Here is a 13063-nt window from a genome sequence, read left to right on the forward strand (position 1 = left end):
CCGGTGCCGGCGCGCGTTTTAAAGGTTGCCATGGCCCCACTTTAGCATCTGCGTCTAGCCGCAGAGGACGCAGGATTGCGCCAACCGCTGACGGTCCGGCGTCTGAAGAACTAGTAATTGCCTTATCAGCAAGACAATTGCCCCTTGCGCATCTGAGGACCTGGCCGCAGCAGAAGATGTGAAAAAGATTTACATGAAGCCTTGAAACCTCTGCGGCGGCTTCCGATATGCAGTAATGTGAAAGGGATTTACATACACCCGAAACCTGGAGGACCCTGATGACGAGTTTCACCCCAACCGCCCCCCATGCACCGGTGCAGGGCTGGTTTTCCCGCAGCGAAGCCTGGCTGGACAGCAAGGGCAAAGGCGCCTGGATAGCCGCCATGGTGCTTGGCTTTGTTTTCTTCTGGCCAGTGGGCCTGGCCCTTCTTTTCTACATGATCTGGAGCAAACGAATGTTCAGCAAATCCTCCTGCCGCCACAAAGGCAAAACCTGGGCACGTCACGGCTTCTCTGCGATGAAACCTTCAGGCAACAGCGCCTTTGACGCCTACAAAGCCGACACGCTGCGCCGCCTGGAACAGGAGCAGCATGATTTCGAAGCTTTCCTGGAACGCCTGCGCGAAGCCAAGGACAAAGCCGAATTCGACCAGTTCATGGATGAGCGCGCCCGCGCCGCCGATCATGGCGATGACGCGGAGGACGAGGACCAAGACGGCGGCGAACCCAAGCGCCATTAAGCTGCCCTCCTCCTCCGGCTGCCCCGCCCCGTCCGGGCGGGGCTTCCTCTACCTGCTTCTTCCTCCTCGCAAAGGACCCCATACATGACCGCCCTGCCCGATCCCGACTACCAGGCAGAATTCTATGCGTCTGTTCCGGCCAAGCGGCTGATCGCCTGGATCATCGACAGCATCCTGATCTTTACCCTCAGCGCTGTTGCGGTGGTGCTGACCGCCTTTACCGGCCTGCTGATCTGGCCGCTTTTGTATCTGGCGGTGGGCTTTGCCTACCGGACCGTGACAATCGCCAACGGCTCCGCCACCTGGGGGATGCGCTTTGCCGGGATCGAGCTGCGCGACAGCACCGGCCGGCGGCTCGACAGCGGCCTGGCAGCACTGCACACCGCGGGCTACTCCATCTCGCTGGGCTTTCCGGTCCTGCAAGTGATCTCGATTATTCTGATGCTGACCTCGCCGCGCGGCCAGGGGCTGACCGACCATTTCCTCGGCACCGTAATGCTGAACCGCCGGGTTTGAGCGAAATCCGCAAGAGCCCGTTAAACCATTTTCCACAAGGCTACTTGGCGCATCGGAACCGCATTGCTATCATCAGCTGGAGTATCTGCCGCCCGTTGCAGGCGTCCGTTCCATCTGCCCCGCAAAACCGCTGAAGAGTTCCGATGCGCCATACCCTTCCCATTGCTCCTCAGTTCTACGTGACAGCCCCGCAGCCCTGCCCCTATCTGGCGGGCAGGATGGAGCGGAAGCTGTTTACCGCGCTGCAGGGCGACGGGGTGGAGCAGCTTAATAACAGCCTCAGCCAACAGGGCTTCCGGCGCTCGCAGAACGTGCTTTACCGGCCCTCCTGCTCGGAGTGTTCGGCCTGCCTGTCCGCGCGGATCGATGTTTCGGCCTTCACCCCAACCCGCAGCCAGAAACGCACGCTCAAGCGCAACGCCCGTCTGGAGCGGCGGGCGACATCGCCCTGGGCGACCGAGGATCAGTTCGCCCTGTTCCGCCGCTATCTGGACAGCCGCCATGCCGATGGCGGCATGGCTGACATGGACGTCTTCGAATACGCCGCGATGATTGAGGAAACCCCGGTCCGCAGCCGGGTGGTGGAATATGCCGAAGAAGGCAGCAACCAGCTGACCGCTGTATCGCTCACCGATGTGCTGGAGGACGGGCTCAGCATGGTCTATTCTTTCTACGCGCCGGACCAGCCGCAGAACTCGCTCGGCACCTTCATGATCCTCGACCACATCAGCATCGCGCGCGAGGCGGGCCTTCCTTACGTCTACCTCGGCTATTGGGTGCCCGGCAGCCAGAAGATGGGCTACAAGGCCAAATTCTCAGGCCTTGAGATCTATCATCAGAGCGAATGGAAGAAGATGACCGACCCGGCGGAATTCGAGGCGGCCAGCCACCCGCTGTCGACCGATCCGATCGCCGAACAGGTCGCCAACATCCAGCTGCCTGAACATCCCATACACCGCAGCCGCTGATGCAATACCTCCACGCAATTTCCTTGGTGGTGCCCGATTACGACGCCGCCATCGCCTTCTACTGCGGCCAGCTCGGCTGGCAACTGGCCGAGGACATCGATCAGGGCGGCAAACGCTGGGTGCGCATTCTGCCACCGGGTGCTTCGCAGGGCAGCCTGGTGTTGGCCCGTGCCGAAGGCCCTGAGCAGCAGGCCGCCATCGGCAACCAGTTCGGCGGCCGCGTCGGGCTGTTCCTCGCCACAGACAGCTTTGAGCGCGACTATTCCGCCATGCTGGCCCAGGGCGTGACCTTCGAGGAAGACCCGCGGCACGAGCCTTACGGCACCGTCGCTGTCTGGCGCGATCCCTTCGGCAACCGCTGGGATCTGATCCAGTTCACCTGAGACCTGCGCCGCTCCATTTCATCTTTCAAGAAGCACTCCAGGGTGAATTGGCCCTCGGCCAAGAGGGGCAGCGCCCCTCCCCCCTGCAGGAAAAGCAAAGGGGCCCGCTTGGGGCCCCTTTTTCCGTTTTCCTGTCCTGCGTCCCGGATCAGTTCGGGATCAGCGCCGGCACGATGGTCACGATCGACGGGAAGGCCCACAGGATGGCGATGCCCACCACCTGGATCAGCACGAAGGGCACGATCCCGCGGTAGATATGGGCTGTCGTCACCTCCTTGGGGGCAACCCCGCGCAGGTAGAACAGCGCGAACCCGAAGGGCGGTGTCAGGAACGAGGTCTGCAGGTTCACCGCCACCATGATGGTCACCCACTTCGGATCGAAAGACCCGCCATAGATCACCGGCCCCACGATCGGGATCACGATGTAGATGATTTCCAGGAAGTCGAGCACGAAGCCCAGGAAGAACAGCACCAGCATCACGATCAGGAAGACCGTCATCTCGTTGTCAAAGCTCTTCAAGAACTGCTGGATATAGTGCTCGCCCCCAAAGGAGATCACCACCAGGTTCAGAAGCTGCGAGCCGATCAGGATGGTGAAGACCATCGAGGTCACCTTGGCAGTTTCCCGCACCACCGGGGTCAGGACGCCCGATTTGAACAGCACCCAGCAGCCGAACAGCAGCCCGAACAGCGCATAGAGATACGCGGCATAGGCGACAATGAAGGCAATCCAGGTTTCAACCGAGACCCCGCCCTGGTTCACCCGCAGGTCGAAGTTCATGCCGACCAGGATGCACAGCATCACCGCAAAGGTGGACCAGATGATGATCTTGCCGGAGCGCCCCTCGTCCTGCAGCTTGCGGTAGGCCGCCAGCATGATGGCGCCGCCAGCCCCCAGCGCCGCAGCCGGCGTCGGGTTGGTGATGCCGCCCAGGATCGAGCCCAGCACCGCAACAATCAGAACCAGCGGCGGGAATACCACCCGGATCAGATCGTTCCTGGCGCAACGGGCAGCCGCCTCGCGGCAGCCCCATAGCGCTAGCAGCAGCGGCAGCGCGATCCACAGCACCGTTACGCCCGCCGATGTGGTCGGCGCAATCGCCACCAGATCCACCAGCGCAATCAGCAGGATGCCGATAGCCCCCAGGATCAGCGGCTTGGCATCGCGCGAAGGCGCCACGCCGCGGCCGAACGCCAGCACCAAGCCCAGCACAATCATGATCACGCTGATGCCGGTGCCGATCGGCGCCGCAGCGGCGATCTTGGCTTCGCGGGCAGCGGCGATTTCCTCTTCGCTCAGCTTCGCAGCCAAAGCCACGCCGCCAGCTGCGTCGATGGCTTCCTGTTCCGCAACGGCGGCGTCCCAGGCCTCCTGCCCGTGCAGGTCGATCATGGCCTCCTGGCACTGCGGTCCGACATTGGTGCGCAGCGAAGCGGTCTCACCGGCGTCCGAGAAGGTCGAGACGGTGATGTTCTGGCTGCCGATCACATTGAAGCTCGACAACAGAATCGCGCCGCCGATCAGTGCCGCCGGAACCGCCAGGAACCAGGTCAGGCCTTCATTGCGGGTGATCACCTCGCCGGTGCCGCCTTCGATGGTCACCGCGGGCGCCTTGTGCGGGTTCAGCAGCGCATAGCCAAAGGCGTAAGTTGCATACAGAAGCGCCAGCAGGATGCCCGGCAGCAGCGCCGCCTGGAACAGGGTCCCGACCGAGACCACCGCCGGCTCACCCAGGTAGGTGAGCGCGTCGGAGCAGCCTGCCTCCATCGCGCGGGTCTCCTGCGCGGTCGAGTAAAGGTCGCCCGCCAGCGTGCCCAGGAGAACGATCACGATCGACGGCGGAATGATCTGGCCCAGCGTGCCCGACGCCGCGATCACACCGGTCGCCAGTTCCGGCGAGTAGTTGTTGCGCAGCATGGTGGGCAGCGCCAGCAGGCCCATGGTCACCACAGTCGCGCCAACGATACCGGTGGAGGCCGCCAGGAAGGCGCCCACAACCACGATCGACACCGCCAAACCGCCCGGCAGCGGCCCGAAGACGCGCGCCATGGTGGTCAGAAGGTCGTTGGCGATCTTGGACCGCTCCAGGGTGATGCCCATCAGAACGAACATCAGCACTGCCAGCAGGGTTTCAATCGACGCGCCCGCCAGCACCCGTTCGTTCATGCGGTTGACGATGAAGGAGATGTTGCGGTCCAGCGCCACTTCCCAGCCCTGGATGAACACGGGCTCGGCGATCCTTGGCAGGTCCGGATAGCGGAAGGTGGATATTTTGTCGGGCCTGATGCCCGTACTCACCAGATCACGGTAGGCCTGCGACGAGGTGTCGATGGCCTGGTGGATCAGGATGCCGGCACTGTCCAGCGCGGCGATGATCCCGAAGGAGATGATCCCGGCACCGCCGATGGCAAAGGCCACCGGAAAGCCGGAGAGGATGCCCCCGAAGAGGCAGAAAAATACGATGAGCAGGCCGATCTCGACGCCATCAAGTCCAAATAGCATGTTTCCGACGTCCCTTAATGCGTGCCTTCGTAGGCTTCTTCACCCTCTCCAAGGCTGTCCTTGTCGAGGTATTTGTTTTCACTGCCCTGGCCTTCGACGAACTCCAGGAAGGAGCGGTAGAAGAAGGCTATGGCGTGCAGGAAGACGAGACCGGCGAAGGCGATCAGCAGGATCTTGAACAGGAAGTAGGCGTTGAACCCGTTCGGGCTGAAGCCAATGGTTTCCACGTTCCAGCGCAGCGCGCGGGATTTCATTACCAGCCGCTCAAGCGTGTCCGAGGCCGAGGGGTTCGGCACAATGAGGTGCCGCCACAGGAAGAACCAGCCGTACATCCACGTCAGGACCGCAGCAGGCATCATGAAGATCAGCGAGCCGATCATGTCCACGACCTTCTTGGCGCGGAAACTGATGCCGGAATAGATCAGGTCCACCCGCACGTGGCCGCCCTGAACAAAAGTGTAGGTCACACAAAGGCAGACCACCAAGGCGTTGTAAAACTTCAGTTCTTCGGCAAACCAGCTGATGTCCTGGCTGAACGGGATACCAAAGCCGAAGCTGATGTCCGGCCGCGCGAACACACGCTGCATGAAGACGATGATGATTTGCTGCAGCACCATCAGAAGGCCTGCCCAGGCAAAGAAACGGCCGACGGTGTTGGCCAGCCCCTCCAGGCCCCGCACCATGCCCCACATGAAGCCGCGGAAGTAGAGGCCGATGCCTGTCAGCACCAGGAAGGTGGTGAAGACGACAAAGAAAAACTCGACCGAGCCGCCATAGTAGACGAAGCGCATGATCGAGGCCTTGTCGGACCAGTCGAGCCAGAGCTGCGGATGGGTGACGGCGTAGCCGAGATTATAAAAGGCGCCGGCGATGTTCTGGATCAGCCAGACAAGTCCGCCCCAGATTGCGCCAAAGAAGGTGATGCCACTCTCTTCCTGCATGTTTCCCCCGGGAAGATTGCTGCGAAGCTGCGGTGGCAGGCTGGGCTCACGGCTCTGATGGCCGGCCCGTCTGCACTGCGTGCAACTGCATGTGGATCCCCCGCCTGCGGCGGAGGATCCGGTTAATGCCAGTCAGGCGGATCAGCCCAGGACGCGGTCGCGCTGTACGCGGTAGGCGCCTTCGGATTTGGTGATCCAGCCGGAGGAGGCTTTCATCGAGGATTCCACGCTGTTGCGGATCTTGGCAAACAGCTCGTCGCCCATGAACTCGTCCAGGGTGTCCTTGGTGGCCTGGCCGAAAGCGTCCCAGACGCTGTCCGGGAATTCCAGGGTCTTCACGCCGCCGGACTGCAGGCGCTGCAGCGCTGCACCGTTGTTGTTCATGAACTGCGCCAGGCTCCACTGGTGGCCGGCAGCGGCCGCCATTTCGATGATCTTCTGGTGCGCAGGCGAAAGGCTTTCGAAGACTTCGCGGTTGGTGGCAACCGACAGCGCCGCGCCCGGCTCGTGGAAGCCCGCAGTGTAGTAGGTCTTGGTGATTTCCTGGAAACCGGCCTTCTCATCCGCCCAGGGGCCGATCCACTCGGTGCCGTCGATGGCGCCGGAGGAGAGCGCCTGATACACTTCGGAGCCCGGAATGTTCTGCACCGAGGCGCCCAGCTTGCCCAGCGCCTTGCCGCCCAGGCCCGGCATCCGGAATTTGAGACCGTTGAAGTCTTCAGGGCCAGAGATTTCCTTGTTGTACCAGCCGCCGGACTGCGGGCCGGTGTTGCCGCCGATGAAGGACTTCAGGCCGAAAATCTGGCCCAGCTCATCATGCAGCGCCATGCCTTCGCCGTGGTAGTACCAGTTGGTCAGTTCCTGCGGGGTCATGCCAAAGGGCACGGCGGTGAAATAGGCGTAGCCCGGGTGCTGGCTGACGAAGTAATAGTCGGCCGCGTGATACATGTCGGCCTGGCCTGCGGTCACGGCGTCGAAAACTTCGAACGCGCCAACCAGCTCGCCTGCGGCTTTCAGGTCGATGGTCAGCGAGCCATCGGACATAGCGGTAATGGCGTCGGCAACATACTGCGCAGAATCATGCACACCTGCCAGACCGCGGCCCCAGGTGGTAACCATGGTCAGGGTGCGGTTGCCCTGGGCATAGGCCGGCGCAGCCAGGGTGCTGGCTGCTGCGGCGGAGCCGCCCAGTGCGGACGTTTTCAAGAAAGAACGGCGATCCATTAATTATTCCTCCCATTAGCATTCGGATTGCCCGGAAGGTCCCCCCCGGGCGGATCGGTTCGAGTGCGGCCAGCCTAGCGGCGGCGAACTTTATGTGAATACCTAGTACTGCGTAGAACGGCACGTTTTTCGCGGTTGCGAGGGAGAAGTTGACGCATTTCTTGCGCGAATTGGCAGGGTTAAGCACATGCAAAGGGTGCGAACGTGCCCCGCCTCTTTGATTCCTCTGGGCGGCTGCGCAATGATTCGGTACAAGAATCTGACCAATTCCAGGACCCCGCTTATGCGCCTGTTCGAAACACTTTTGCGCCCTACCTACGCGCAGAAACTGTCGCTTCTGATGACCCTGCCGCTGATCGTGGCGGGCACAGCGATTGCGGTTCTGGTGGGCTACCAGTCGCGCGCTCTGGCGGAGCGCGAGATACAGGCGCTGGAGGTGCAGCTCCTGGAGGCCAAGAAGGCGGAACTGCGCAACTACGTGACCCAGGCCCGCAACGGCTTTGCCCATATCTATGGCCTGGCGGCACCGGACGATACGCAGGCCAAGGAACAGGTGGCGCAGATCCTCAGCGCGATGATCTACGGCAAGGACGGGTTCTTCTTTGTCTACGACTACGACGGCACCAATCTGGTCAGCCCGCGGCAGACCGAGTTCATCAACCGAAACTGGGCAGGCCTGACCGACAGCGCGGGCGTGCCGGTAGTGGATGAGTTCATCCGCCTGGCCCGCGACGGCGCCGGCTGGCACAGCTTCACTTGGGAGAAGCCCTCGACAGGGGAAGAAGCGCAGATGATCGCCTATGTGCTGGGCCTGCAGGACTGGCAATGGGCCATTGGCACCGGCGTGTTCATCGACGATGTGCTGGCCACGGTGGCCGCCTCGCGCGCCGAGGTGGAGGCGCGCGTGCGGCGCACGTTCATTTATATTGGTGCCATCACCCTGATTTCGCTGATGCTGGTTTTTGGCTCCGGCATGTTCCTGAACATCCGCGAGCGGCGGCTGGCCGATGCCAAGCTCAAGGAACTGACCCAGCGGGTGTTCGACGCCCAGGAGGAAGAGCGCGGCCGCGTGGCGCGGGAGCTTCATGACGGGATCAGCCAGCTGCTGGTGGGGGTGCGCTATGCCTTGGACAACACCCGCCGCCGCCTGACCCGCGGCGATGGCGAGGGCGCGGTGGCGCCGCTCGAAAAGGGCACGGAAAACCTGCTGACCGCCATCACCGAAGTGCGCCGTATCAGCCGCGACCTGCGCCCGGGTGTGCTGGACGATCTGGGGCTCGGTCCCGCGCTGAAAGCGCTGACCGATGACTTTGCAGCGCGAACGGGGATCGAGACGGCATTCTCTACCGTGGTCTTCCGCAACCGGCTGGACCAGGACTCCAAGATCGCGCTCTACCGTATCGCCCAGGAAGCGCTGACCAATATCGAGCGCCATGCGGAGGCCACTAAGGTCAGCATCGACCTGCGCGGCCATACCAAAGGCGCCACCATGCGGATCACCGATAATGGCCGCGGCTTGCCGCCCAGGGACGCGCGCACCGGCCCCGGGATCGGGCTGCGCAACATGCAGGAACGGATCGAGCAGCTTGACGGCACCTTGCGCATTCTGTCATCACGGGGCACCCAAAGCGGCACGGTGATTGAGGCAAGCCTGCCTCTCAGCCATTTGCTGCCGCCGGGCGAGGAGGGAACGTCTGCACAACTGCCGTGACCGGGGAGGATACGGCGAGGTGCAAGGCACCTGGTTAACGGAAAGCTGCATTGGGGGAAGGATGGCTGATCCGGTGAAGGTTCTGATCGTGGATGACCACCCGATGGTGGCCGAAGGCATCCAGTCGATCCTGGAAAGCTATGATGACATCGAGGTGGTCGGCTCGCTGACGGACGGCCGCGATGCGGTCGAGCAGATGGGCCGGCTGGCGCCGGATGTGGTGCTGATGGACCTGAATATGCCCAAGCTGGGCGGTCTCAGCGCCACTGAGATTATCCTGGAACAGCACCCGGGCACCCGCATCCTGATCTTGTCGATGCACGACAGCACCGAATATATCTCAACCGCGCTCAGCCACGGCGCGATGGGGTACGTGCTGAAGGACGTGCCCACCGAGGAAATCAAGCAGGCCATCGACGCGGTGATGGAGGGGCAGACCTATCTCTGCACCGGCGCAGCCGGATCCTTGAAGCCCAAGGGCGACGACACCCGCGAGGCGCTGACCGGGCGGGAGCAGACCATCCTCTTGGAGCTGGCGCAGGGCAAGTCCAACAAGGAAGTCGCCCAAGCGCTTGATATCTCCGTCAGAACCGTCGAGACACACCGCAAGAACATCAAGCGCAAGCTGGGCATATCCTCAACCGCCGGGCTGACCCGCTATGCGCTGGAGCACGGGGTGCTGCAAGGCACCGGCGCCGGGTTCTGAACCGTCACCTCAGATCTCAGACTGCTCCTATCTCAAACTCGCCAGCAGCGCCTGTGACGGCTCCCCGGTTGCGGGAAGGCCCCGGCTTGACTGATATCCGCTGATCGCTGCGCGGCTTTTCGGCCCAAGCACCCCGTCTGCGCCACCGGTGTCAAAACCTCTGGCGGTCAGGCGCTTCTGCAGCAGAATGCGGTCGTCCTTGGTCAGCCCGTATTTGTCCGGCGGGAAGCTGGCGCGCAATGGGGCGCCCCCGGCGATGCGGTCTGCCAGATGCCCCACCCCGATCGCGTAGGCATCTGAGTTGTTGTAGCGCTTGATGGCGTTGAAGTTGCTGGTGACCGCAAACTTCGGCCCGCCTGCCTGCGGCTGGATGATGCGGCCTGCGGGGGCGCCGGACGCCCCGGCCTCTCCGCCCCACTTCAGCCCGCGGGTCCAGCCGTTCCTTTGCAGATAGGCAGCCGTAGACGCCAGTGCGTCGCTGGGATCCTCCGACCAGATGTCGCGGCGCCCGTCGCCGGTGAAGTCCACCGCAAAAGCCTGGTAAGAGGTCGGGATGAATTGGGTATGCCCCATGGCGCCTGCCCAGCTGCCGGTCATCCGGGCGGGTGTGATATCACCGTTCTGCAGGATCCTGAGCGCGGCCAGCAGCTGTTTCTCAAAGAACGACCCGCGCCGCCCGTCATAGGCCAGCGTCGAGGTAGCTGAGATCACCGGCACATCACCGCGGCGCTCGCCAAAGAAGCTCTCCAGCCCCCAGATGGCGCAGATGATTTCCGCATCGACACCGTAAGTCCGCTCCAGCGCCCGCAGGGTAGCACCATACCGGGCAAAGGCGGCGCGGCCCTTGGACAGCCGCTCGTCCGAGACGGCGATGGAGAGGTAATCCTCCAGCGAGCGCTTGAATTCGGTCTGGTTGCGGTCGCGCTTGATGACCCCCGGCAGATACCCTGCCCCGCGGAAGGCGGCGCGCAGGGTGGACGGGGCAATGCCCCTGGCTTCAGCCCGGGACCGGAAGGCGGCCACCCACCGGTCATAACCCGCGTTGGGCACGGGCCGCAGATCCGCTGGCAGGCCGGAGACGCGGGAACTGCCCGCGGAAGGCACTGTGCTGCTGCAAGCCGTCAGCCCAAAGGCTGCAAGACCAAACCCGAAATGACGCCGTGTGATGTTCATGCTGTCTGCCCGTTCTGGTGAATGCCGCGCCCCTTGCTTCAGGGCTTTTGCATCACAGGCTGCCAGAAACCTGCCGGGCCGCCAAGGTCCGGAATTGCGCCAGGGCGGAGACCTGCCGCCCTATTGTCCCGCTGTCAGCTCCGGCGCCTCCCCCGCTGCAAGCCGCTCCCGCGGGAAGCCTGCGCGGGCAAAAATCTCCCATATCCTCTGTTCCAAGTCCGGAGCGCCGATTTCGAGGCAATTGTTCCGGAAGTACCAGGTCATGAATTGCGCGTAGCCGCCGGTACGGGTCTGCGCCCGCTGCAGCGCTTCGGCAAACTGCCCCGGCCCGGTGACAGTTTCTGCCATGTGGTGAAAGTCGGACTTGCCATAGAGAATGGCCGGCGTACGGTGCAGAAACCCTTCGATCGCCACGGAAGAGTTGACCGAAACCGTCGCGCAGCTGGCGGCGAGAATGTCGTGGATGTTGGCGCCAGATATCATCACCCGGCTGTCCCTGGCCGCAATCTCTGCCAGTTCTGCCATGGTTCCGATATCCGCCAGCCTGGGGTGCGGCTTGACCAGCACGGTCCGGCCGTCCGCTCCCTGCAGCACATCCTGCAGCATGGCGATATCGGTAAAACCGGTTGTCCCGGCCTTGAAAGGGTAAGACCCCTGAAAGAAGACAGAGATACACCCCAACGGAATGTCCTGCCGCTCTCGCGGAGCACTGTAACGGGTCCGGCGCGTGTCTTTCCACGTCCTCTGGAGCCGCCCGTAGAACCGCTTGGCGTATTGGTACGGGATCATGTCCTCGCGGAACTCCCTGGAAGCGGCCGGGCTGAATTCGCGGGTGCCGTGCGGATCCAGGTGCCAGAAGCCGTCAAAATACGCCAAGGCGGCATTCAGCACATTGGGCATCTGCACCTGCCGGTCATTCAGTATGTGCAGATTACCGTCCTCGAAGCGGCGGTCTGGAACATGCCTGGAACGGCTTGTGATATCGGACGAAATGGCCCGGAACTCACAACCGGTGCCCTCTGCCGCCAGCATGTTCTGGATCACACCGAAAAGCTGCAGGAAACCGCGCGAGAGATCCTGCTCCAGATACGTTCTGCGCAAATGGATTATAACTCGGGGCACCGGCGGCTTCCTTGCAAGAAACTGAAATGAGTATCCAGAACCCGCCTTGCAGGTCCAGTCCTCCGAAGCATTTGCAGTTAATCCCGCAGCGCGTCGGCACGCAGCCCTTCGCGCTCATAGTGACGCGGCAGCACCCGCCCATATAGCTGCCGGGTGCGCTCAACCCCGCCGCACATTCCCTCCTGCTCGACAAAGGAGAAGATGCCGACATAGCGTTTGCGCGGACCTTCGACCGGAGCAACGCGGTGAAGGGAGTAGCGGCCCCGGAAGATCTGCAGATCGCCTGGCTGCAGTTCCAGCTTTCGCACCAGCGGCGAGCCGCCCGCCAGAACTCGCGCAACCCCATCGTAATTCTCATCCGCCGGGGTGCGCAGCATCGGCGCATATTCGAACCCGCCGCCGCCCTCACCGTTTTGAATCGCCAGCGTCACAGTGTAATTGTTGGTGTCGAAGTGCCAGGGGAAGCCCTGCCCCGCCTCGACCATGTTGATGATCACATCGGCCAGCGGATCGTCATAGCGGAAGAACCGGTCCTCCGGTTCTCCCAGCGCCTCGCGGATAAAGGGCATGAAGCCGGGAAATTCGTAGATCGCGCGCAGCGGGCTTTCCGCACCGAAATTGTCGGCCGGGATAAAGGCGTTAGAGCGGTCATAGAACTGCCGTACCGGGTGGGTCTCCGGCAAGGTGCTGTCGTCCTTGGAGAAATAGGCATTGGTGCGGCTGAAGGACTTGTGCCCGTTGTCTGCCACCGCATCGGCCTCTGCCGCCAGCCTTGAAATCCCTGCCTCATGCACAAAACCGGGCAGCACCGCGCAGCCGTCCGCTGCGAGATCGCGCTGCAGGTCCGCGATCAGCCGGTCATAGGCGCTGGAGCCGGGCCGGTCGATCGGATACCGCCCAAGATCCACCAGATCGGAGAGTTGAACCATGTCCGCGTCCTTTTCCTTTACCTCAAGCTGAAATTGAGCTTGCCTGCTGCCGGGGCAGCGTTCTGGCACAAACGGGACACTGGCGTGCCGGATTTGAACGATTTGACGCCTCAGCGCGCGGCTGCTTTCGCGGATATTTCGCCGCAC

12 protein-coding genes are annotated in these 13063 nt (G+C 62.7%); 6 read left to right on the plus strand and 6 right to left on the minus strand.

Features of this window, described 5'->3' with window-relative positions; all coding sequences use genetic code 11:
* Nucleotides 1–278: 278 nt before the first annotated feature.
* The 4 genes from ACXAED_RS19965 to ACXAED_RS19980 all read left to right on the plus strand — a co-directional run bounded on the left by ACXAED_RS19965 (nt 279) and on the right by ACXAED_RS19980 (nt 2607).
* Nucleotides 279–740: a DUF2852 domain-containing protein gene (locus ACXAED_RS19965; protein ID WP_475052714.1), complete on the plus strand. Its 462-nt coding sequence runs from the start codon at nt 279–281 to the stop codon at nt 738–740.
* A gap of 84 nt (nt 741–824) precedes the next feature.
* Nucleotides 825–1256, plus strand: a complete 432-nt coding sequence (locus ACXAED_RS19970) for an RDD family protein (protein ID WP_475052716.1) — start codon at nt 825–827, stop codon at nt 1254–1256.
* A gap of 143 nt (nt 1257–1399) precedes the next feature.
* Nucleotides 1400–2224: an arginyltransferase gene (locus ACXAED_RS19975; protein WP_475052718.1), complete on the plus strand. Its 825-nt coding sequence runs from the start codon at nt 1400–1402 to the stop codon at nt 2222–2224.
* Nucleotides 2224–2607, plus strand: a complete 384-nt coding sequence (locus ACXAED_RS19980) for a VOC family protein (protein ID WP_475052720.1) — start codon at nt 2224–2226, stop codon at nt 2605–2607. The genes ACXAED_RS19975 and ACXAED_RS19980 overlap by 1 nt, the downstream gene beginning before the upstream one ends.
* Nucleotides 2608–2755: 148 nt before the next feature.
* On the opposite strand, the gene ACXAED_RS19985 is transcribed toward ACXAED_RS19980, so the two are convergent.
* The 3 genes from ACXAED_RS19985 to ACXAED_RS19995 all read right to left on the minus strand — a co-directional run bounded on the left by ACXAED_RS19985 (nt 2756) and on the right by ACXAED_RS19995 (nt 7275).
* Nucleotides 2756–5110: a TRAP transporter large permease gene (locus ACXAED_RS19985; RefSeq protein ID WP_475052722.1), complete on the minus strand. Its 2355-nt coding sequence runs from the start codon at nt 5108–5110 to the stop codon at nt 2756–2758.
* A gap of 14 nt (nt 5111–5124) precedes the next feature.
* On the minus strand, nt 5125–6051 hold the full coding sequence (locus ACXAED_RS19990) for a TRAP transporter small permease subunit (RefSeq protein ID WP_475052723.1): 927 nt from the start codon (nt 6049–6051) through the stop codon (nt 5125–5127).
* A gap of 141 nt (nt 6052–6192) precedes the next feature.
* Nucleotides 6193–7275: a TRAP transporter substrate-binding protein gene (locus ACXAED_RS19995; RefSeq protein WP_475052726.1), complete on the minus strand. Its 1083-nt coding sequence runs from the start codon at nt 7273–7275 to the stop codon at nt 6193–6195.
* Nucleotides 7276–7558: 283 nt separating this feature from the next.
* Here ACXAED_RS19995 and ACXAED_RS20000 point away from each other — a divergent pair, with 283 nt between their 5' ends.
* Nucleotides 7559–8986: a cache domain-containing protein gene (locus ACXAED_RS20000; protein ID WP_475052728.1), complete on the plus strand. Its 1428-nt coding sequence runs from the start codon at nt 7559–7561 to the stop codon at nt 8984–8986.
* A 61-nt stretch (nt 8987–9047) separates the two neighbouring features.
* The gene (locus ACXAED_RS20005) at nt 9048–9692 is read left to right on the plus strand and encodes a response regulator transcription factor (protein ID WP_475052729.1); all 645 of its coding nucleotides are present in this window, start codon (nt 9048–9050) and stop codon (nt 9690–9692) included.
* Between the two features lie 27 nt (nt 9693–9719).
* On the opposite strand, the gene ACXAED_RS20010 is transcribed toward ACXAED_RS20005, so the two are convergent.
* From ACXAED_RS20010 to ACXAED_RS20020, 3 genes are all read right to left on the minus strand, one after another.
* Nucleotides 9720–10865, minus strand: a complete 1146-nt coding sequence (locus ACXAED_RS20010; RefSeq protein ID WP_475052731.1) for a lytic murein transglycosylase — start codon at nt 10863–10865, stop codon at nt 9720–9722.
* Between the two features lie 120 nt (nt 10866–10985).
* A complete protein-coding gene (locus ACXAED_RS20015; protein ID WP_475052733.1) occupies nt 10986–11987 on the minus strand; it encodes a hypothetical protein in 1002 nt (333 codons plus the stop codon).
* A gap of 77 nt (nt 11988–12064) precedes the next feature.
* Entirely contained in the window at nt 12065–12916 is an 852-nt protein-coding gene (locus ACXAED_RS20020; RefSeq protein ID WP_475052734.1) for a HalD/BesD family halogenase, read from the minus strand.
* Nucleotides 12917–13063 lie beyond the last annotated feature (147 nt).

This window comes from Leisingera sp. ABM4_103 (assembly GCF_056158685.1).

Excerpts from the sequence above, each read along its gene's own strand:
- ACXAED_RS20000 (WP_475052728.1), top strand. The coding sequence starts at position 7,559 with ATGCGCCTGTTCGAAACACTTTTGCGCCCTACCTACGCGCAGAAACTG.
- ACXAED_RS19975 (WP_475052718.1), top strand. The coding sequence starts at position 1,400 with ATGCGCCATACCCTTCCCATTGCTCCTCAGTTCTACGTGACAGCCCCG.
- ACXAED_RS19970 (WP_475052716.1), top strand. The coding sequence starts at position 825 with ATGACCGCCCTGCCCGATCCCGACTACCAGGCAGAATTCTATGCGTCT.
- ACXAED_RS20010 (WP_475052731.1), bottom strand. The coding sequence starts at position 10,865 with ATGAACATCACACGGCGTCATTTCGGGTTTGGTCTTGCAGCCTTTGGG.
- ACXAED_RS19985 (WP_475052722.1), bottom strand. The coding sequence starts at position 5,110 with ATGCTATTTGGACTTGATGGCGTCGAGATCGGCCTGCTCATCGTATTT.
- ACXAED_RS20005 (WP_475052729.1), top strand. The coding sequence starts at position 9,048 with ATGGCTGATCCGGTGAAGGTTCTGATCGTGGATGACCACCCGATGGTG.
- ACXAED_RS19995 (WP_475052726.1), bottom strand. The coding sequence starts at position 7,275 with ATGGATCGCCGTTCTTTCTTGAAAACGTCCGCACTGGGCGGCTCCGCC.
- ACXAED_RS19990 (WP_475052723.1), bottom strand. The coding sequence starts at position 6,051 with ATGCAGGAAGAGAGTGGCATCACCTTCTTTGGCGCAATCTGGGGCGGA.
- ACXAED_RS19980 (WP_475052720.1), top strand. The coding sequence starts at position 2,224 with ATGCAATACCTCCACGCAATTTCCTTGGTGGTGCCCGATTACGACGCC.
- ACXAED_RS19965 (WP_475052714.1), top strand. The coding sequence starts at position 279 with ATGACGAGTTTCACCCCAACCGCCCCCCATGCACCGGTGCAGGGCTGG.
- ACXAED_RS20020 (WP_475052734.1), bottom strand. The coding sequence starts at position 12,916 with ATGGTTCAACTCTCCGATCTGGTGGATCTTGGGCGGTATCCGATCGAC.